20 protein-coding genes are annotated in these 18,726 nt (G+C 55.0%); 9 read left to right on the forward strand and 11 right to left on the reverse strand.

The features are described from left to right. Nucleotides 1-6: 6 nt before the first annotated feature. The 3 genes from ABIE64_RS15495 to ABIE64_RS15505 all read right to left on the reverse strand — a co-directional run bounded on the left by ABIE64_RS15495 (nt 7) and on the right by ABIE64_RS15505 (nt 2,292). Nucleotides 7-576 carry an IMPACT family protein gene (locus ABIE64_RS15495; protein WP_354377898.1) on the reverse strand — a complete coding sequence of 190 codons (570 nt, stop codon included), beginning with the start codon at nt 574-576 and terminating at the stop codon, nt 7-9. Nucleotides 577-624: 48 nt separating this feature from the next. Beyond that, a complete protein-coding gene (locus ABIE64_RS15500) occupies nt 625-1,374 on the reverse strand; it encodes a sulfite exporter TauE/SafE family protein (RefSeq protein WP_354377899.1) in 750 nt (249 codons plus the stop codon). Between the two features lie 120 nt (nt 1,375-1,494). Beyond that, nucleotides 1,495-2,292 carry a hypothetical protein gene (locus ABIE64_RS15505; RefSeq protein ID WP_071239404.1) on the reverse strand — a complete coding sequence of 266 codons (798 nt, stop codon included), beginning with the start codon at nt 2,290-2,292 and terminating at the stop codon, nt 1,495-1,497. Between the two features lie 46 nt (nt 2,293-2,338). Between ABIE64_RS15505 and ABIE64_RS15510 the strand changes: the two genes are divergently transcribed. The 3 genes from ABIE64_RS15510 to ABIE64_RS15520 all read left to right on the forward strand — a co-directional run bounded on the left by ABIE64_RS15510 (nt 2,339) and on the right by ABIE64_RS15520 (nt 5,122). Further along, complete coding sequence (locus tag ABIE64_RS15510; RefSeq protein WP_354377900.1) at nt 2,339-2,695, forward strand: hypothetical protein; 357 nt, start codon at nt 2,339-2,341, stop codon at nt 2,693-2,695. A gap of 309 nt (nt 2,696-3,004) precedes the next feature. Then, the gene (locus ABIE64_RS15515) at nt 3,005-4,390 is read left to right on the forward strand and encodes a class II 3-deoxy-7-phosphoheptulonate synthase (protein ID WP_007091279.1); all 1,386 of its coding nucleotides are present in this window, start codon (nt 3,005-3,007) and stop codon (nt 4,388-4,390) included. Between the two features lie 246 nt (nt 4,391-4,636). Then, nucleotides 4,637-5,122, forward strand: coding sequence for a hypothetical protein (locus tag ABIE64_RS15520; protein ID WP_007091280.1), 486 nt, complete (start codon nt 4,637-4,639; stop codon nt 5,120-5,122). A 65-nt stretch (nt 5,123-5,187) separates the two neighbouring features. On the opposite strand, the gene ABIE64_RS15525 is transcribed toward ABIE64_RS15520, so the two are convergent. Genes ABIE64_RS15525 through ABIE64_RS15535 form a run of 3 tightly spaced genes read right to left on the reverse strand, consistent with a single transcriptional unit; the run spans nt 5,188 to nt 7,475 of the window. Continuing rightward, complete coding sequence (locus tag ABIE64_RS15525; RefSeq protein ID WP_354377901.1) at nt 5,188-5,763, reverse strand: hypothetical protein; 576 nt, start codon at nt 5,761-5,763, stop codon at nt 5,188-5,190. Continuing rightward, nucleotides 5,763-7,112 (reverse strand): M48 family metalloprotease, encoded by a 1,350-nt coding sequence (locus ABIE64_RS15530; RefSeq protein WP_354377902.1) that lies wholly within the window; start codon nt 7,110-7,112, stop codon nt 5,763-5,765. Before ABIE64_RS15530 ends, ABIE64_RS15525 begins: the two co-directional genes overlap by 1 nt. A gap of 18 nt (nt 7,113-7,130) precedes the next feature. Then, a complete protein-coding gene (locus ABIE64_RS15535; RefSeq protein WP_037989462.1) occupies nt 7,131-7,475 on the reverse strand; it encodes a YbjQ family protein in 345 nt (114 codons plus the stop codon). Between the two features lie 208 nt (nt 7,476-7,683). Here ABIE64_RS15535 and ABIE64_RS15540 point away from each other — a divergent pair, with 208 nt between their 5' ends. The 3 genes from ABIE64_RS15540 to cysS all read left to right on the forward strand — a co-directional run bounded on the left by ABIE64_RS15540 (nt 7,684) and on the right by cysS (nt 12,172). Continuing rightward, a complete protein-coding gene (locus ABIE64_RS15540) occupies nt 7,684-9,360 on the forward strand; it encodes an NAD+ synthase (RefSeq protein WP_354377903.1) in 1,677 nt (558 codons plus the stop codon). Nucleotides 9,361-9,372: 12 nt separating this feature from the next. After that, complete coding sequence (locus ABIE64_RS15545) at nt 9,373-10,725, forward strand: glutamate--tRNA ligase (RefSeq protein ID WP_354377904.1); 1,353 nt, start codon at nt 9,373-9,375, stop codon at nt 10,723-10,725. A gap of 67 nt (nt 10,726-10,792) precedes the next feature. Beyond that, entirely contained in the window at nt 10,793-12,172 is a 1,380-nt protein-coding gene (cysS, locus tag ABIE64_RS15550; RefSeq protein WP_354377905.1) for a cysteine--tRNA ligase, read from the forward strand. Nucleotides 12,173-12,229: 57 nt separating this feature from the next. Here cysS and ABIE64_RS15555 read toward each other — a convergent pair whose 3' ends face one another. Beyond that, on the reverse strand, nt 12,230-12,625 hold the full coding sequence (locus ABIE64_RS15555) for a carboxymuconolactone decarboxylase family protein (protein ID WP_354377906.1): 396 nt from the start codon (nt 12,623-12,625) through the stop codon (nt 12,230-12,232). A gap of 29 nt (nt 12,626-12,654) precedes the next feature. Then, nucleotides 12,655-13,020: a MerR family transcriptional regulator gene (locus ABIE64_RS15560; RefSeq protein WP_354377907.1), complete on the reverse strand. Its 366-nt coding sequence runs from the start codon at nt 13,018-13,020 to the stop codon at nt 12,655-12,657. Between the two features lie 171 nt (nt 13,021-13,191). On the opposite strand from ABIE64_RS15560, the gene ABIE64_RS15565 reads away from it, so the two are divergent. Then, on the forward strand, nt 13,192-14,130 hold the full coding sequence (locus ABIE64_RS15565) for an aldo/keto reductase (RefSeq protein WP_354377908.1): 939 nt from the start codon (nt 13,192-13,194) through the stop codon (nt 14,128-14,130). Next, entirely contained in the window at nt 14,130-14,837 is a 708-nt protein-coding gene (locus ABIE64_RS15570; RefSeq protein ID WP_354377909.1) for a DUF6064 family protein, read from the forward strand. Before ABIE64_RS15565 ends, ABIE64_RS15570 begins: the two co-directional genes overlap by 1 nt. Here ABIE64_RS15570 and ABIE64_RS15575 read toward each other — a convergent pair. The 3 genes from ABIE64_RS15575 to ABIE64_RS15585 all read right to left on the reverse strand — a co-directional run bounded on the left by ABIE64_RS15575 (nt 14,834) and on the right by ABIE64_RS15585 (nt 16,809). Next, entirely contained in the window at nt 14,834-15,487 is a 654-nt protein-coding gene (locus ABIE64_RS15575; RefSeq protein WP_354377910.1) for a LysE family translocator, read from the reverse strand. The two genes, ABIE64_RS15570 and ABIE64_RS15575, sit on opposite strands and share 4 nt — an antisense overlap. 146 nt (nt 15,488-15,633) lie before the next feature. After that, nucleotides 15,634-16,320: a DsbA family oxidoreductase gene (locus ABIE64_RS15580; protein WP_037989480.1), complete on the reverse strand. Its 687-nt coding sequence runs from the start codon at nt 16,318-16,320 to the stop codon at nt 15,634-15,636. 228 nt (nt 16,321-16,548) lie between these two features. Next, nucleotides 16,549-16,809 (reverse strand): hypothetical protein, encoded by a 261-nt coding sequence (locus ABIE64_RS15585; protein ID WP_037989561.1) that lies wholly within the window; start codon nt 16,807-16,809, stop codon nt 16,549-16,551. A 281-nt stretch (nt 16,810-17,090) separates the two neighbouring features. Here ABIE64_RS15585 and cimA point away from each other — a divergent pair, with 281 nt between their 5' ends. Then, on the forward strand, nt 17,091-18,704 hold the full coding sequence (gene cimA, locus ABIE64_RS15590; protein WP_503012854.1) for a citramalate synthase: 1,614 nt from the start codon (nt 17,091-17,093) through the stop codon (nt 18,702-18,704). The last annotated feature ends 22 nt before the right edge of the window (nt 18,705-18,726 follow it).

Consider the following 18,726-nt stretch of genomic DNA (forward strand, 5'->3'; position numbering starts at 1 on the left):
ACTGTTCTAATCGCGATGGATCGGGAAACGTCCGGCCAGTTCGGCAACCAGATCCTTTGGCCCTGAAATCCGGATATGTGTGCCGTTGCTATCAAACTGCCGGTCCAGAACCGTGATCCCATCCTGTGCGCAGGCCTGTTCGAGCGTTCCGGCGTTGGAAAATCCGGCAAACAGTTCGGCCTCTGCCTTTGGGACATAATCGATGAAATCAGCGACGCTGCAAACTGCATTTGCCGCCCCGCTATAAGCGCGCACCAATCCGCCGGTGCCAAGCTTCACCCCGCCAAAATAGCGCGTGACGATCACCGCAACATTAATCAGGTCGCGCCCCTGAAGCACCTTTAGGCACGGCACGCCAGATGTGCCCGATGGTTCGCCATCATCCTTGCCATGTTCGATCAACTGGTCTTCGTCATTCAGGTATCGATAGGCGGTGACATGATGATTGGCCTTGGGATGAGCCGCGCGCAATTCCGCAAGCCGCGTCGCGAGATGGTCATAAGGGACCAGCTCGGCCAGGAAGCGCGATTTCTTTTCTTCGGTTTCGGCAAATGCGGCGCGGGCGATGGTTTTCATCACGACTGGATAGCAAAGGCAGGCGCATTGCACCAGCGTGCTCAAGCGTTAAGGGTGAAACAGCGCGAATTTGCCGATCAGGATCACCCCGAAGATCACCAGCATGATCAGAACCAGCCTGCGGAAACTTTCCGCATCCATGCGTGATCTGACAATGCCGCCAAGCTTGGTGCCCAGATAAACCGGGATCAACCCGGCAAGAGATATCCAGACAGTTTCAAGCGTCATCAGGCCAAGTTTTGACAGGCCAATGGCCATAACGATGCTCGACAGGCTGAAGGAAATATTGATCGCCTGTATGAAACGTTTCGGGTCCAGACGAAGGGCCAGAAGGAAAGGCAGAACCGGCATGACCTGTGATCCGGTAATGCCATTGACAAGCCCCGTTGCGAACCCCATCACCGGGGCCAATGGTTTTTGCAGTTTTTCCGGTACTGGCCACCCCGGCCGCCATAACGTCAATGCGCCGTAAACCATCAAAACAACGCCAAGAACCGCCCCCGCCATCAGGCTGTTGACCAGATCAAGCACCACAAGCCCGATGACAAGCCCTGGCACGGTGGCAACGAACATCGGCCAGAACCGCTTGACGGTTTCGTGAAAATGCCCGGCCTGTGCCATGACGATGCTGTTGCTGACCAGTGATGGAATGATCACCAGCGGCATCGCGGCTTTTAACCCGATACCAAGGGCGAGAACCGGCAAGGCGGATGTTGAAAAGCCAAGCCCGGTTGCCCCTTTGACAAAAGCGGCAATGAAATAGGCGCAGGCAATGATAACTGCCGTTTCGATTGTCATAGGGGTTCCGTTGATCCTGCTTGGAATACCCTTGTCTAATAGTTGATAAGTTTATCGATTAATACTGGTTTTCAGGATGTTCCGGGGTTAACGCCGGAATCTACAAGGCGGTTACGAGGACTAAGTATCCTCGTCTTGCATATCGACATCATCGTCATTCTGATAAGGTGAGGGAGCGTTGTTGCAGTCTCCTTCCGGGGGAACGGTATAGGTTACGCCCTGATTGGTTGGCATTGCGTTTGCCTGCCGAATGTTTGCGCCGGGTAGTTGACGCACTTCTTGAGTAAAAGGCTCGTGGGCTGGATAAAGTGCATTGGATTTTGCCTGATTGCAGGCCAAACAGATCATGCAAAGATTATCGTGGTCGGCGCAGGCCACATCGACCAGAGAATGGGTGATCGGGTTCTGGAAGGCAGGCACATTGAACCTGAACTGTGTTTGCCCGTTGACGCGTGTGGCGGTCAATATTTCTATTGGATCGTCTTCATCGTCATTGCGCCATGTTTCGTAGAATGTCTTGTCGGTCTCCCCGTAACCGAGGACGTAATATTGAACAAAACTGAAATCGGGGAGACTGATGGTCGTTTCCCCCAATGTGTTGCCCCAGGAGCCGTTGCCAGCCATAGGGTTATTATTGTGCTGCGCAGCCAGATTACTAATCTGTTGGTATCTGTTTTGATTTGCACCGGTAAACATGTCTTTTAATAGGCTGTCGGGAAAATTGTGATCTGCCTGTGCAAAGGCATTGGGAACTTTGCGTTGGCAGGCAGGGCAGGTAAACCATGCCTCGCATCCGGATCCAAAATCGAAGTCGCCGGACGTGCCGTCTGTTCCCGGGTACCAGTATGAATTGTAAGCTGTTGATGCTTCGGGTGTCGGGCGTAAGAGATTTCCATTTGTGTCCAGAAGAACAAACATGGGGTTACATCCCTATAAAATCTGGCTGACATAGAGGCGCCAATTCATGACCGGCGGATCAAACGGTCCCGGTGCCATGGATGGCAGGCTGGGCTTGTATTGCTTGCTGGCTTTTTCAAGCCGCCACTCAAACCGCATCTCGGATGTGGAAGTTGGCAGGGGTGGCGGAACCGGATTATCTGAACTTTGGCAGGGGGCCACGCTGTCGGTCGGTTTCCATGGCCCCCAAACCGGACGCGGTATTGGAATTGCCGGGCCAGGCGGACCCATCAATGATTTGCGAAAGGCAAAACTATTGCTGTTGGTTGCGGGCATGGCCTTTATCTTTCCAAAGTTGCTGGCCTTTTGCCGACGGACGCGAGGTAAGTTTGTGATGGACAGATACGAAAACCGGAAGTGCTGATAGGGCGTTGATGGCATGAAGGACAGCCGGATTCGCAAGATTTCCAGAGCCCCGACGAGAACGGGCATCCTCCCAAATCCATCTGGAATGGCGGATTGGGGTGGAATTTTGCGTTTTGTTTGTGGGTATTGGTAAAAATTTGCGGGTTTTTCTTTGCGAATTGCACGGAAGGGGTGGAAATGCGGTTGCAAAACCCGTATCAAGTTTGGCCCGGTTGACAGCACCGGCGATACGGGCGGAAATCCGCTGTGACGCTGATTATATGGTATAGTAACGGCATGATGGATATGCCGGATTGAGAGGAAGCAAATGAGCAAGAGCTGGAGCATTGATAGTTGGCGCAAACTGCCTGTGAAGCAGATGCCGACATATCCGGATGCACAGGCCGTCAAGGCCGTAGAGCAAGAGCTCGGCAGCTATCCTCCTTTGGTATTTGCTGGCGAAGCGCGCGCATTGAAAGAAAAGCTTGGTGAAGTTGCCGAAGGCAACGCATTCCTGCTGCAGGGCGGGGACTGTGCCGAGAGCTTTAAGGAATTTCACCCGAACAACATTCGCGACACCTTTAAGGTCATGTTGCAGATGGCGGTTGTCCTGACCTATGGCGCAGCATGCCCGGTGGTCAAGGTTGGCCGTATGGCGGGGCAGTTTGCCAAGCCGCGCTCGGCGGATACCGAAACCATTGATGGCGTCGAACTGCCAAGCTATCGCGGTGACAATATCAACGGCATCGAGTTCACATCCGAAGCCCGTGTTCCGGATCCGCAGCGCCAGATCCGTGCCTATAACCAGTCGGCATCGACGCTAAACCTTTTGCGTGCTTTCGCGCAGGGCGGGTTTGCCGACCTGAGCAAAATACACCGTTGGAACCTGTCATTTGTCGATAACAGCCCCGCGGGCGAACGATATCGCAAGATGACAACCCAGATTGACGAAGCTGTTGCCTTCATGCAGGCGTGCGGCATCACGGCCGAAACCGCCCCGCAGATGCGCGAGACGGATTTCTATACCTCGCACGAGGCGCTTTTGCTGGGTTACGAACAGGCCCTGACCCGTCAGGACAGCCTGACCGGTGACTGGTATGACTGTTCGGCACATATGCTGTGGATCGGTGATCGTACCCGTCAGCTTGACGGGGCGCATGTTGAATTCATGCGTGGTGTGAACAACCCGATTGGCATGAAATGCGGACCGACCACCGAAGAAGACGATCTGATCCGTCTGATCGATGCGTTGAACCCGAAAAACGAAGCCGGTCGTCTGACTCTGATCGCGCGCATGGGAGCGGGCAAGGTTGAAGATCACCTGCCCCGTCTGGTGCAGCGGGTCAAGGCAGAGGGCCGCAAGGTTGTCTGGTCCTGCGATCCGATGCATGGCAACACGATCAAGGCGGCGAACGGTTATAAAACCCGTCCGTTCGATGCGATCCTGTCGGAAGTCAAATCGTTCTTTGATGTGCACAAGGCCGAAGGCACCCATGCCGGTGGCGTTCATTTTGAAATGACCGGTACGGATGTGACCGAATGCATTGGCGGTGCACGTGAAGTGACGGTCGACAGCCTGTCGGATCGTTACCACACCCATTGCGATCCGCGTTTGAATGGCGGGCAGGCCCTTGAACTTGCCTTCCTGATCGCCGAAATGATCAAAAAAGAACGCGACAGCGTTCGTGCGGAGCAGCTTGCAGCGTCGGCATAATTGAACATCGAACAATTGATGCGAAAAGGCGTTCGGGAAACCGGGCGCCTTTTTTATAGGTGGCATGTCTTTTTGAGAGTTGAGTTCGTGGTTTTTTCTATTTAAGGGATGCGTGGCTGGAGGATGTTTCGTTAATTCTGACAGTGAGTATGCATTTTGCCTCTACACTGATTGGCACAACATCCTTAAGTATAGACAATCGCGGCACGATATCGCGGGGATTTTGGGGAAGGGGTCGCACGAAACATGGTGGATGAGGCGGATTTCGCCGCATGGCAGAAAAAAGTGGAGGGAACCAACATTTCCTCGACCACGCTGCTTGCGACCGATTACCTGAACCATTTCAATGAAATCGTGATGCTTCTGGAAATGGTTCCGGACATGCCCGACATGATTGAGGACTGCAAGGAATGGGCGCCGAAAAGCTATCAGGACCATTTCCGTGACAGTGCCTTTTCCGACAAGGAATTGGCGATTGAGGCCTATGATCATGTGCCGGCTCGTTTCCGACGCCCGTTCGAGGAAACCATCGAGCATATGAACGCAATCGTGTTTCGCGCCAACGAGCAGCTTGATGCGCTGATTGCCGAGGGTAATGAAGACCTTTTACGCGAAACTGCCAGTACGGTGACATTGTCCCTGCAGCGTTTCATGGATGTCGCAAGTGGCATCATCCATGGGTCGGCCAAAACCATGAGCCAGGATGAAATTGACGCTGCACTGGCGCTGTAAAAATTCCGCATAAAAAAGGCCGGGTGTTTTATGCTTCCCGGCCCTCGCATTGTCGGATCGGTCGATCAATCCATCATCTCGGCCAGTTCTGCATCAAGCGTTTCGATTTCGCCACGCAGTTTTGGCAGGATATCGTTGCGTGCAGCCGCGACCTGCTGTTTCATGTTTTCAATGGCGCGACGGGAATAGCCGTTGGCTGACTGTTGCTGGAACAGACTGGTCATCTGGGCTTCGATACCGGTATAGAAACGACGCACGCCGGTAATGATTTCCGGATGGACCTCGAACGTACGCGGTGAATAACGCATCGTCGACCAGACCATATCGTCAAGCCGATGCGTCGCTTCTGGCGTCAGTTCGCGGGCGTGCCATTTCATCGGGGCTTCGGGATATTCCGCGATCCATTGTTCTACACGCTCGATATTGTCGACAAACTCGGCCTCAAGCGATTTTTCCAGATAGCTGACATCCGACAGACTTTGATAGCGGTCGAAATCAACCGCAATCCGGAAGCCGGCAAAGCTTGCCAGATACACACCAAGAACCGTTGATGCCAGAATGATGCACTGGGTGAACCAGAATTCGATATTGGGTTTGCCGCTGATGCTAAGAAAGCGGAAAGGGGATAAAAAGAGACGCATTATTCTGATCCTTCCGGAGCTTCGTATTCGTCGTAGATTGTTGATCGCCCTTCGAGGGCATCGACATATCGTTCGAAAGCTGTCTGTAGCGGTATCGGTTCACCAAGCGGCAGATTGCGGTCCGCGACCATTTTATTAAGGCGTCGCACGCGATCCATTGGATGAGGGTGCGTGCCGAGATAATCAAGCATGCTCTCATCCTCCTGCATCATTGCAAGCTTGGCAAAGGTGGTTGCGACATCGGTGGCATGGCCATATTTCGCCATGACGATATCGAGTCCCCATTTATCGGCATCAAGTTCCTGGGATCGGGAATAATCCAGGTCGGCCAGCATTTTCGGCCAACCAGCGATCCAGGTGGTCAGAACCGCATCGGCCTGGAACATCATCGCCGACAGGGCAACGCCAACCGCCTGCCGCCCTAGCCCTTCAAGATGATCACGGCCATTATAATGGCCGATTTCATGACCAAGGATGGATAACAGTTCATTTTCGGTATCGACCAGTTCAAGCATGCCGGTATGCACAAGGATCAGCCCACCGGGCAGGGCGGCGGCATTTGGCGTGTCATCGGGGATGATGACAACTTCGAAATCATAGGCCGCAGCCGGGCCAAGGGCTGATTTCGGGATCGAGTTGATCAGATCAAGGATATAGCGTTCCGGCAGGCTGCGTTGATCATCGCTGCGGCGTTCAGTGATGTAGTCGCCTTCAAGCTCGGACCAGATGGCGATTTCATCCTCGATCGAAATCTGGCGGGTTGCCCATTCGACAGCAAAACCGCTGGTAGCGTAAATGCCCCAGCAGATAAACAGAAACGCCGCACTTGCCGATGTAAATTCAACCAGCAGGTTTTTATGGCTGATATTGATGCCATCATCAGGCAGGGCAGACGGAAAGCCGCCGCTGGGGCGTTTGTCGGTATAAAGGGCCGTGCCCGAAACCATCATTTCAACCATGCCGCGGCCAAGCTGGGCTGTGGTCATGCGGATGCCGGTAATGTGGGATGCGCCCTTGGCGTCGGTCCGCATGCGCAGCATGGCTTCGCGTTTGGCACGCGTGATGGTGGCTTCGTGTGCCCCCAATCGGCCTCCAACGAAAATGCGCAGACGCGCAAGTAGATTGCGGAACCGGTCTTCGCCGATCACAACCTTGCCGGTGACCATTCTGCTGTAACGCAGAACGATGTCTTCGGGGGCATGGTCCTCGGTGCTCAGGTGCTGATTTGGCAAAAGTTGCTCGTCACGGCGCAGGGCGCGTTCGTGGGCGGCTTCAGCCAGACGGCCTGTCACAAAGGCGATCCCGATCAGGATCATTAGCATGATCCCCGGAACAAATAGTTCCTGCATTGGAAAAGACTCCGGGGATTATTTCAGGCGAACAGCCGTGCCATAGGCAAAGATTTCAGCCGCCTTGTATGCGACCTGCGATGTGGAAAAATGCACATCAACAACCGCATCGGCATCCATCACACCGGCCTGTTTGACCAGGCGTTCGAGGGCCTCGGTCTGGGCCTGTTCTAGAAGGCGGGTATAAGAACGCACTTCGCCGCCAAACAGGTTTTTGAAAAAGGCAAAAATATCAAACAGGAAGCTTCGGCTGCGAACTGAACTGCCAAATACGATGCCCAGATTTTCGCTGATTTCACGGCCCGGAATATGGGATATTGTCACGACCGGCAATTCTGCCACCGTGTTTTGGTTTTTCGTCATTGGTTTGCTCGTCTCAAATTATTGTTTTTGGTGCCGATTTTTCGGCTGGCGCAATAAAGCCACTTTGCGAACGTATTGCAAGCGATTATCAAGTGACGGTGAATGAAGTTGCGGTGACAGTGCAAAAATACGGCATTGTTGCCGATGCAGTGCTGCTATCGCGCATTCGGCAATTGACACCAAACCGGACGCCTCCTATTCCAACATCATGACAAATATGCTTGCCATCGCGATTGCCCAGCTTAACCCCATTGTCGGCGACGTTGCCGGGAATGCCGAGAAAGTTGTGGCTGCCTGGGAAACTGCGGCCGATCAGGGCGCGGATATTGTCCTTTATTCCGAACTGGTTCTGTCGGGCTATCCGCCCGAGGATCTGGTGATGAAGCCTGCCTTCATGCGCCATCTGCGCCATGCGGTCGATAATATTTGCGAACGCACCAATGCCCGCAAAGACGGCCCGGCCCTGTTGCTGACCACACCGTGGGACATTGACGGGGAACGTTTTAACGCGGTTCTTCTGATCGATCAGGGCAAGATCGAAACGGTGCGGGCGAAAAACGACCTGCCGAATTATGGCGTGTTTGATGAAAAGCGCGTCTTTAGCGCCGGACCGATGCCCGATGTCGTGTCCTTCCGGGGGGTAACACTTGGTGTGCCAATCTGCGAGGATGTCTGGACGCCAAAGGTTGTTGCCCATCTGCGCGATCGCGGGGCGGAAATTTTCCTGGTGCCGAACGGATCACCGTTCGAAGCGGACAAAGGTGATCTGCGCCGTAACCTGATTGCGGATCGGGTCCGTGAAACCGGCGTTCCGATGATTTACTGCAACGAAGTCGGTGGTCAGGACGAACTGGTGTTTGATGGCGGCTCGTTCGGTCTTAACGGTGATGGATCATTGGCCGTGGCCCTGCCGGGCTTTGCCGAGGATGTCGTGACCAATACGTGGTCGCGTGGTGACGATGGCACCTGGCGGTGTGATAAGACTGCACCAAAGGCCGACTATCCAAGCGGGCTTGATGCAATATACCAGACATTGGTTCTGGGGCTTCGGGATTATGTGAACAAAAACCGGTTCCCCGGTGTTGTGATCGGCATGTCGGGCGGGATTGATAGCGCGCTTTCAGCCGCCATTGCCGTTGATGCGCTGGGATCAGATCGGGTGCGGCTGGTGATGATGCCCTCGCCTTACACGTCGCGCGAAAGCCTTGAAGATGCCAAACAATGCGCCGGGATGCTGAAAACCGGGATTGAAAGCATCAATATCGGGCCTGCCATGGATGCATTCGAACAGATGCTTGCCCCGGCATTCGAAGGCCGCGACCCGGATATTACCGAAGAAAACATTCAGGCCCGTTCGCGCGGGATCATCCTGATGGGGCTTTCAAACAAGTTCGGCGATATGGTTCTGACGACGGGCAACAAGTCGGAAATGTCGGTTGGCTATGCCACGCTGTATGGTGACATGTGCGGTGGCTATTCGGTTTTGAAAGATCTTTATAAAACAACGGTGTTTGCGCTTTGCCGTTGGCGCAATGCCCATCATCCGGTGGGCGCACTTGGCCCGGACGGCGTCGTGATCCCGGAACGGATCATTACCAAGCCGCCATCAGCCGAATTGCGCCCGGATCAGAAAGACGAAGATAGCCTGCCGCCTTATGACGTTCTTGATGATATCCTTCATCAGATGATTGAAGGCGAACGGTCTGTTTCCGAGATTGTGCAAAGCGGCCATGACGAGGCCACGGTACGCCGGGTCTGGCGATTGCTTGACCGGGCGGAATATAAACGCCGACAGGCACCACCCGGGGTGAAGATCACGCCGCGTGCCTTTGGCCGCGACCGCCGCTATCCGATTACCAACGGTTTCACGAATTTAGTGACCTGAAAAAAGTTTGAAATGACAAAACCTGTCCTGCGATTTGCGCCCAGCCCGACCGGGCTTCTCCATGTCGGTAATGCCCGCGTTGCCATGATGAACTGGCTTTATGCCAGGAAACATGGTGGCGAGTTCATTCTGCGCTTTGACGATACGGATCCGGTCCGTTCCAAAGACGAATATGTCGATGCGATCCGCGAAGACCTGAAATGGCTTGGCATCGACTGGGACCGCGAGGAACGTCAAAGCCTGCGTCAGGATAAATATGACGCGGCGATTGATGACCTGAAATCGCGCAACATGCTTTATCCGTGCTACGAAACCGAAGGCGAACTGAACTGGAAACGCAAGGCCGCCCGCCAGCGTCACCAGCCGTTCATCTATGACCGCAAGGCATTGACGCTTTCGGATGATGAAATCGCCCACCTTGAGGCCGAGGGCCGCAAACCGCACTGGCGCTTTCTTCTGACCGATGGCGTGGTTGAATGGGATGACCTGACGCGCGGGATTTGCACGTTTGACACCGAACATGTCTCCGACCCGGTTCTGATCCGCGAAGACGGATCGCTGCTTTATATGCTGGGTTCGGTTGTTGATGATCTTGAAATGGGGGTTACCCATATCATCCGCGGCGAGGACCATGTGACCAACACGGTGTCGCAGATCCTGCTTTACATGGCGATGGGCGGTAAGCCCGGTGCGCTTGAATTTGCCCATATGCCGCTTTTGGCGGGGCCGGGTGGTTCGCAGCTGTCGAAACGTCTGGGCAGCCTTTCGCTGCGTGAACTGCGCAATGACGGGTTCGAGGTTGCCTCACTTGTCGGGCTTCTGACCGGGCTTGGTGCATCCGACAAGATCGAACCGGCGACGCTGACCGAGGTGCTGGGCAAATTTGATCTTTCGCATTATGGCCGTTCGACCCCGAAATTCGATCCGGCAGAACTTGCCAGCCTGAACGAAAAAGTCATTCATGACATGTCGTTTGAAACGGCCAAGTCGAAGCTTGACGCCCTTGGTTTGGGCGACGCGCCGGAAGAATTCTGGAACGCGGTGCGCGGCAATTGCTGGCGCGTGGCAGAAGCAGTTGAATGGTGGGATGTGATCACCAAACAGGTTATTCCGCAGATCGATGACGCCGACGTGGAATTTTTAAAGCAGGCGGCAGATATGCTGCCCGAGGGCGTGCTTGATGCGACCAGCTGGAAAGCATGGACCGGTGTGATCAAGGATGCGACGGGCCGCAAGGGCAAGGAGCTTTTCATGCCGCTTCGCAAGGCACTGACGGGGCGTGAACATGGCCCGGAAATGTCGGCGATGCTGGTTCTGATCGGACGTGAAAAGGCGTGTGAGCGGCTTTGTGGAAAGGCGGTCTAAGGCAAACAGCTTTGACCGCCGGAAATATCCTGCAAATCCGAAAACACAAGCCATATGGACCGAAAACATGACCAAGACCTCATTGCGTATTTATGACACCTTAAGCCGCGAAAAGCAGGTGTTCGAGCCGATCGATGCAAGCCATGTCCGGCTTTATGTCTGCGGCCCGACGGTTTATGACTATGCCCATGTCGGCAATGCACGGCCTGTTGTGGTGTTTGATACGCTGGTGCGTGTATTGCGTCATATCTATCCAAACGTGACCTATGTGCGCAACGTCACCGACGTTGATGACAAGATCAACGAACGCGCGCGGCAAAGTGGCGAGCCGATTTCGGAAATCACCAAACGCACCCATCAGGCCTATCTGGAGGATATGGGTGCGCTTAATGCTGCCAAGCCCGATATCGAACCGCGCGCGACCGAACATATCGCCGAAATGATCGCGATGTGCGAAAGCCTGATCGAACAGGGCTTTGCCTATGCCGCCGAGGGGCATGTGCTGTTTTCCGTCGGCCAGTATGAAGAATACGGCAAACTGTCGCGTCGCGACCGCAAGGAAATGATCGCTGGTGCGCGGGTTGAAGTCGCCCCCTATAAAAAGGACCCAGCGGACTTCGTTCTGTGGAAGCCGTCCGATGACGAAACGCCGGGCTGGGAAAGCCCATGGGGTCGCGGACGTCCGGGTTGGCATATTGAATGCTCTGCCATGTCGACGCGCTATCTGGGCGAGAATTTCGATATTCATGGCGGCGGATCGGATCTGGTCTTCCCGCACCATGAAAACGAAATCGCGCAAAGCTGCTGCGCGAACAAGGGTTCCAGCTACGCCAAATACTGGATGCATAACGGCCATCTGATGGTCGAAGGTGAAAAGATGTCCAAGTCGCTTGGCAACTTTGTCACCGTGCATGAATTGCTCGAAAGCTGGCCGGGCGAGGCGATCCGGCTTGCGATGCTGGGAACCCACTATCACCAGCCGATCAACTGGACCGAAGAAAACCTGCGTCAGGCCAAAGAGGCGCTGGATCGGTTCTATACCGCCCTTCGTCAGACCACCGATATCGAACCGGAAAACACGCCGGTGCCGGAATCGGTCCTGAATGCGCTGTGTGATGATCTTAATACGCCGCTGGCGATTGCGGAATTCCATGAACTGGTGACCGAACTGAACAAGGCGACCAGGAAATACGACAAGGCCGAGGCCAAGGGCCGTGTTCTGGCGGCGGCAACGTTGCTGGGTATTCTTGAAAATGATCCGGAAGCCTGGTTCACCGGTTCTGCCGATGAGGACGAGGCCGCCGAGATTGACAGCCTGATCCAGCAGCGTGCCGAAGCGAAGAAAAACCGGGACTTTGCCACCGCCGATCAGATCCGAAATGATCTTTTGGCGCGTGGTATCCTGCTTGAAGACTTCAAGGAAGGTACAAGCTGGAAGCGCGTTTGATCCGTCGGATTTGAATTGGAAAAGGCACCGCCGGGAGACCTGCGGTGCCTTTTTGTTTCAGGCGGCGGTGGCGTCCAGTTCGTCAAACAGTTCCTGTGCGGCATTCAGGCCATTGATCGCGGCAGGAAGGCCGCCATAAACCGCCATTTGCCAGATGGCTTCGATGATTTCTTCGCGCGTCGCCCCGGCGGCAAGGCTGTGTCTGATATTGACCTTAAGCTGCGGTGCGGTTTGCCCACCCAGAACCGTTAGGGCGGAAATCGTGCAAAGCTGACGGGTTTTCAGATCAAGGTTGGGCCGCGCGTAATGGCGGCCGTAGGCCCATTCAACGAGGCTTTCGGCAAAACCCGGCACCAGGGTGTCGTATTTTTCGGCCAAGGCGCTTTCAAGCGGTGGGTTCAGACGTGCGACAACATCGCGCCCGGCATCGAGCGCGCTTTTCTGTTCAGCCATAAGGGGCTCCTGCGAGGTTTGTTGTGGGGTCAGGCCGTTTTCTTGCGGCCGATTTCGTCGTAATTGGCGATCTTGTAATCAAGCACTTCGAGGGTTTCGGTCAGCTCGGCGATTTTTTGGGCCAATCCGGTCCGATAGATTTCGAGAAGTTCGCGTCGTTCACCAACCGTCTGTTCGCCCTCGCTGCGCAGACGGGCAAACCGCACCCGATCACGGATCGGCATGCCAAGATCCTTGAGGCGTGAAATGAAAGTCAGCCAGTCAAGGATTTCCGGGTCATAATAGCGTCGGCCACCCGCATCGCGTGACGGTTTGGGTATCAGACCGATTTTTTCGTAATAGCGCAGCGTATGAATGGGCAGACCGCTTTTGGCCGAGACTTCACCAATCATCATGTCGGTCACCTTTCAGCTTGGGGAACTTTCAAAAGGCTAGCTGCTGGAGTGTACTCTAGGTCAAGCGCGAATTTTTTGCCAGTTTGTGCAACAGCTTGCGGTTGCGTCCGCAGGGTAATCTGACCACCTTCTAAGCTGTGACCGGTTTGAAACGACAATGTTGGGATTGCGATGTTTTTTCTGGGTCGGCGAAATTTCCTGCGCGGTGCGACGGCGATTGGCGCAACAGCGGGCCTTGGCGCGATCAAGCCGCTTTGGGCGCAAACGCTTGATAATCGCAAGATCCCCGATGTGATCAAAAAGCCGATCCCGTCCAGTGGTGAAATGATCCCGGCGGTCGGTCTGGGCAGCTGGATCACGTTTAATGTCGGGAATGATCCGGTTTTGCGCGATCAGTGCGCCAATGTCATGCAGGCGTTTTTTGACGGGGGCGGACGCATGATCGACAGCTCGCCGATGTATGGATCATCCCAGGAGGTGATCGGTTACGGGCTTGATAAACTGGGCGCGCGCGACCGGGTATTTTCCACCGACAAGGTCTGGACTTCAGATGATGGTGCCGAACAGATCGCGCAAACATCCGAGCACTGGAACATCGAAAAATTTGACCTGTTGCAGGTTCATAATCTGGTGGGGATCAACGACAACCTGCCGCTTCTGTTTGATATGAAGGATGCCGGACGGCTGCGTTATGTCGGGGTGACGACATCGCATGGCAGGCGGACCGATGATTTGATGGCGTTGATGAAAAACACGCCGCTTGATTTCGTACAGGTCACCTATAACCCGGCGGATCGCAAGGTCGAGGATTACCTTTTACCGCTGGCCGAGGAACGCGGCATTGCCGTGATCGTCAATCGACCGTTTCGCGGTGGCAGTCTGATTGACCGCTTAGAAGGTGAAAAGCTTCCCGATTTTGCCGTCGAGATCGCAGCAAAAAGCTGGGCGCAGCTGATCCTGAAATATCTGATATCTCACCCGGCGGTAACCTGCCCGATCCCGGCAACCACGCAACCGATGCACGCCATGGAAAACATGCAGGCGGCCACCGGCCCGATGCCCGATGACGACATGCGCCAACGTATTGCTGCCGTGATCGGGGTCCTGTGATGAGCGAATGGTGGAGCTACAGTCTGGCAGATTTTCTGCTGTTTTCGCCGCGCGTTTATTACCGGCTGTTTGAAACGCTGAATACCACGTGGTGGCTGGCTGTGAGTGCCGCACTGGTCGCGGGGATGATAACATTTGGTCTTTCCATCCGGCATGGCAATCGCGGCAACCGGGTGGCGCTTGTTCTGCTGGCGATGATCTGGGGCTGGGTGAGTGCAGGTTTCCTTTGGTATTATTACCAGCCGATCAACTGGCTAATCCCGTATTCCATTCCGGCCTTTATTACCGAGGCATTGTTGATGGTGATGTTTGCCGCGCGCCGGATGCCTTTGCGGTTTGGCTGGCGCGGTGATTTTTCCTGCATTGCCGGGGTAGTGATGATCGCGATTGCGATTTTCGTCTATCCCTTTGTCGGCTTGATCGAAGGACGCGACCTGATACAGGCGGAACTGTTTGGCAGTGCTGCCGATCCGACGGCCATCGGGACGCTTGGCTTTATCCTGCTGGCGCGCGGGTCGTGGCGCTGGATTTTATTGCCTGTGCCGATGGCGTGGTGTGTACTGGCGAGCGGCACATTGTGGGTGATGGATCAGGATATCGCGCTGCTGCCATTGATTGCGGTTTGGCTGGCAGTGCTTGCTGGCTGGATGGATCAGAAGAACGGTGTCACCCGCCGGTCATTGCTTGATGCTGGCGCGGATCACTAGCGCCCGGCAAGCAGGCGAATGCCAACCGCGGCAAAGAACACGCCAAGCAAACCATTGATCCAGCGCGCCGCGCGGCGATAAAGCGAAATGGCCGGTGCGGTCGAAAAGGCGGTGGCATAGGCGAAATGCACAAGTGTTGAAATCGTGCCGCAGCCGATTACGATCACCCAGCCCACCCAAATCGGTGTGCCATCGGCAAAGCCGATGGAGATGATGGCAATCCATGTCAGGATTGCCTTGGGATTGGTCAGGTGAAGACCGAGTCCCCGGCCGAAATACCCAACCGACGAGATGGCTTTATCGTCGCGCGCAATGGCATCACTGGCCGGTTGCACAGGGCGGAATGCAGAACGAAAGGCTTTGAAAGCCATCCACAAAAGATAAATCCCGCCGGCAATACGAATGACGGTCATGGCATCAGCCCAGCTTGCCAGAAGGGCAGAAAGGCCGGTCAGGGTCAGAATGCCAATGCAAAGCGATCCGGCCCCGATCCCGATGGCAAAGCAATGACCGGCACGGCGCCCGCGTTCAAGTGAGACCCCCATCAGACCCAGCAAGGCAGGGCCGGGGCTGATCAGGCCCATCAGAAGGGCCGCGTAGGCCAGAAATATTCCCGGCAGATAAGGGGCGATATCGGCAAAGTCGATCATAGGGCGATCCTTTGTCAAACATGGTGGCAAACATGCCGTGGTGGCGGCATGAAAACTGTACGCCCCGGTTGTAGTTCTGTCGAGAATGCAAAAGCCCCGGTGCTAGAGGCAACCGGGACTTTGGATGATCATATCCGATGACGGTATCAGTCGTCAAAAATGACTTCGTCGTCGGCAACCTCGACCTGACGGGCGATTTCGGACAAGGCCTGTTCGAAAACCTCGGGCGGATGGCCGCCGGAAATGGCGTATTTACCGTTCACGACATAGGTTGGAACCGATGAAATACCGGCATTGCGGAATTCTTCTTCTTCGGCGCGGACTTCCTTGGCGAACATATCGCTGCCAAGAATTTCGTCTGCCTTTTCCGGTGAAAGGCCAACTTCCTCGGCGGCGCGTTTAAGAACACCGTGTTCGCCGGGGTTTTCGCCCTCCTGAAAATAGGCGCGGAACAGGGCCAGTTTCAGTTCGGTCTGTTTGCCTTCTTTGCCCGCCCAATAGAGCATCCGGTGCGCATCAAAGGTATTGTAGATGCGGCTGTCGGAGCTAAAGCGGATGTCAAAGCCGACATTCTCGCCCATCATCGAAATACGGTCGCGGTTTTCCGCACTTTGATCCGGGGTCAGACCGTATTTTTCCTTGATATGTTCTGACAGGTTCTGCCCTTCCGGACCCATATCCGGATTCAGTTCAAACGGGTGCCAGCGCAGCTTGATGTCGACCTGACCGTCAAGGCGTTCCATCGCCTGTTCAAGGTTTTTATAGCCGATGATGCACCAGGGGCAGACAACGTCGGAGACGATATCGATCTGCATCGGGATGCCGTTGCTCATGAATTGTGCCTTGTCTTATGAATATCTGGATGGCCCAGACATAAGCGCTATGGAGCCAAACGCAAGGACAGATATGCAGGGCGGCAAAAGAAACGGCCTGTCCGGGGGAGACAGGCCGTCATATGTGCAACAACTCGGCGGGGGGAGGTCGATCAACGATCTAATCCGAGTTTCGGGGTGTGCACGTGGGACGCTTCTGATGGCAGCGCGGCCAACAGGGTGCGAATTTCAATCCATGCCTTCGATATTCTGGCGACGGGCGTTGTCGACCATATATTCGGCAAAGGTTTCAAGAGTGGGACAGGACCAGTCAGCCGCCATTTTCTCGCCGTCGCGTTCCCATTGACCGTACCACCGGTCATCAGGTTCGAGAAAAATCGTATAGGCGGCGAAACGGTCAGACGCCGTCCAGCTGTTTTTGCCTGCACGGTGCCATGTCAGACCCGCAAGCAGCATAACGTCAAAATCTTCGGCGGCTTTTAGTGCCATTTTGGTGTCCCCATCCATGTGAAGCCCGAAGAAATGGGGGGTGTATTCCCGGTCGCCTCACAATGTATGGTAGAGTTAATCACTACTACCATACCTTTACAACCATTCAGGGGGACAGGTTTGCTATCCTAAAGGTGGGTAATTACGCGATTTCGGGCAAAAAGCAGCGCATAATTGGCATGTCTTGTAATGCGGTTGCGTAAATGACGGTTTTGCGGCAATTTGCCAGACCGCCCGGCAACCGCCGGAACAAGACAAGATCGATCAGTTTTGGAATGAATATGTCAGACAAGCGCGTCTATCTATACGACAGTACCTTGCGCGACGGGCAGCAGACCCAGGGCGTGGATTTTTCGGCAGCGGACAAAACCGCAATTGCCAAGGCGCTGGACGAGCTGTCGATTGACTATATTGAAGGCGGCTGGCCAGGCGCAAACCCCACCGATGACGCATTCTTTGCCAATCCGCCGAAACTTAAAAATTCGAAACTGACCGCCTTTGGCATGACACGGCGCGCAGGGCGTTCGGCATCCAATGATCCGGGGCTGACAACGTTGGCCCAAAGCGCGCCAATTGTTTGCATGGTCGGAAAAAGCTGGGATTTTCAGGTGACCGAGGCGCTCGGGATCGAGCTTTCGGAGAACCTTGCGATGATTTCGGAATCCATCGCACATCTCAAAAGCCAGGTTTCCGAGGTCATGTTCGATGCCGAGCATTTCTTTGACGGTTACAAGGCCAATCGCGATTATGCCCTTGCCGCGATCAACGCCGCCTATGAGGCCGGTGCGCGCTGGGTTGTCCTTTGCGATACCAATGGCGGCACCCTGCCCGACGAGATTTTCGACATTGTCACCGATGTTTGTTCCCATGTTCCGGGCGGAAATGTCGGTATTCACTGCCATAACGACACCGAGAATGCGGTGGCGAACTCGTTGGCGGCGGTCCGGGCCGGTGTGCGCCAGGTGCAGGGTACGTTGAATGGTCTGGGCGAGCGGTGCGGCAATGCCAACCTGATTTCGATCATCCCGACCCTGATGCTGAAGATGGGATATGACGTCGGCATTTCGCATGAACAACTGACCCATCTGCGCCGTATTTCGCACATTCTTGATGAACGCCTTAACCGCGAACCGACCCGCCAAGCGGCCTATGTCGGGGATAGCGCCTTTGCGCACAAGGGTGGGTTGCATGTTTCAGCCGTGGAAAAGAACCCGGCCTGTTACGAGCATATCGAGCCGGAGCTTGTAGGAAACCAGCGTCATATCCTTGTTTCGGATCAGGCGGGGCGTTCAAATATTCTGGCCCGGTTCCGAGAAATCGGGGTTGAGGTCGATCCAAAATCCGATGCGGTCGGCAAGCTTGTCGAAGCGGTCAAGCAGCGCGAATTTGATGGTTATGCCTATGACGGTGCCGAGGCCAGTTTTGAACTTCTGGCGCGCAAGGCACTGGGAGAACTTGACCGTTATTTCCGTGTGACATCCTTCCGCGTGATTGACGAACGCCGCTGGGTGGATGAGCAGGACGAACAGGTCATCACCATGTCCGAGGCCACTGTCAAGGTTGTGGTCGGTGATGGACAGTTCATGTCCGTGGCCGAGGGCAACGGTCCGGTCAACGCGCTTGATGCCGCATTGCGCAAGGTGCTTCTGACCGTGCCGGAATATGTCGAAGCCGTGCAGCAGATCGAACTGATCGACTATAAGGTCCGCATCATAACGCGTGGCGATGGTACGCGCGCGGTCACCCGCGTCATGATCGAAAGCCGCGATGCGGATGGCAATAGTTGGTCAACGGTGGGGGTTTCCACCAACATTATCGAGGCGTCCTACAACGCGCTTCGGGATTCGATCACCTATAAACTGTTCAAGTCCGGTGTGCGCAGCCAGCATGCGTGACGGTTGGTTCAGGCGATAAAAT

The organism is Thalassospira sp. MBR-102 (genome assembly GCF_040549275.1).
GTDB lineage: Bacteria > Pseudomonadota > Alphaproteobacteria > Rhodospirillales > Thalassospiraceae > Thalassospira > Thalassospira xiamenensis.

Excerpts from the sequence above, each read along its gene's own strand:
- ABIE64_RS15500 (WP_354377899.1), bottom strand. The coding sequence starts at position 1,374 with ATGACAATCGAAACGGCAGTTATCATTGCCTGCGCCTATTTCATTGCC.
- ABIE64_RS15570 (WP_354377909.1), top strand. The coding sequence starts at position 14,130 with ATGAGCGAATGGTGGAGCTACAGTCTGGCAGATTTTCTGCTGTTTTCG.
- ABIE64_RS15565 (WP_354377908.1), top strand. The coding sequence starts at position 13,192 with ATGTTTTTTCTGGGTCGGCGAAATTTCCTGCGCGGTGCGACGGCGATT.
- ABIE64_RS15525 (WP_354377901.1), bottom strand. The coding sequence starts at position 5,763 with ATGCGTCTCTTTTTATCCCCTTTCCGCTTTCTTAGCATCAGCGGCAAA.
- ABIE64_RS15495 (WP_354377898.1), bottom strand. The coding sequence starts at position 576 with ATGAAAACCATCGCCCGCGCCGCATTTGCCGAAACCGAAGAAAAGAAA.
- ABIE64_RS15545 (WP_354377904.1), top strand. The coding sequence starts at position 9,373 with ATGACAAAACCTGTCCTGCGATTTGCGCCCAGCCCGACCGGGCTTCTC.
- ABIE64_RS15530 (WP_354377902.1), bottom strand. The coding sequence starts at position 7,112 with ATGCAGGAACTATTTGTTCCGGGGATCATGCTAATGATCCTGATCGGG.
- ABIE64_RS15540 (WP_354377903.1), top strand. The coding sequence starts at position 7,684 with ATGACAAATATGCTTGCCATCGCGATTGCCCAGCTTAACCCCATTGTC.
- ABIE64_RS15510 (WP_354377900.1), top strand. The coding sequence starts at position 2,339 with ATGACCGGCGGATCAAACGGTCCCGGTGCCATGGATGGCAGGCTGGGC.
- cysS (WP_354377905.1), top strand. The coding sequence starts at position 10,793 with ATGACCAAGACCTCATTGCGTATTTATGACACCTTAAGCCGCGAAAAG.
- ABIE64_RS15560 (WP_354377907.1), bottom strand. The coding sequence starts at position 13,020 with ATGATGATTGGTGAAGTCTCGGCCAAAAGCGGTCTGCCCATTCATACG.
- ABIE64_RS15575 (WP_354377910.1), bottom strand. The coding sequence starts at position 15,487 with ATGATCGACTTTGCCGATATCGCCCCTTATCTGCCGGGAATATTTCTG.
- ABIE64_RS15515 (WP_007091279.1), top strand. The coding sequence starts at position 3,005 with ATGAGCAAGAGCTGGAGCATTGATAGTTGGCGCAAACTGCCTGTGAAG.
- ABIE64_RS15520 (WP_007091280.1), top strand. The coding sequence starts at position 4,637 with ATGGTGGATGAGGCGGATTTCGCCGCATGGCAGAAAAAAGTGGAGGGA.
- ABIE64_RS15555 (WP_354377906.1), bottom strand. The coding sequence starts at position 12,625 with ATGGCTGAACAGAAAAGCGCGCTCGATGCCGGGCGCGATGTTGTCGCA.
- ABIE64_RS15580 (WP_037989480.1), bottom strand. The coding sequence starts at position 16,320 with ATGAGCAACGGCATCCCGATGCAGATCGATATCGTCTCCGACGTTGTC.
- cimA (WP_503012854.1), top strand. The coding sequence starts at position 17,091 with ATGTCAGACAAGCGCGTCTATCTATACGACAGTACCTTGCGCGACGGG.
- ABIE64_RS15505 (WP_071239404.1), bottom strand. The coding sequence starts at position 2,292 with ATGTTTGTTCTTCTGGACACAAATGGAAATCTCTTACGCCCGACACCC.
- ABIE64_RS15535 (WP_037989462.1), bottom strand. The coding sequence starts at position 7,475 with ATGACGAAAAACCAAAACACGGTGGCAGAATTGCCGGTCGTGACAATA.
- ABIE64_RS15585 (WP_037989561.1), bottom strand. The coding sequence starts at position 16,809 with ATGGCACTAAAAGCCGCCGAAGATTTTGACGTTATGCTGCTTGCGGGT.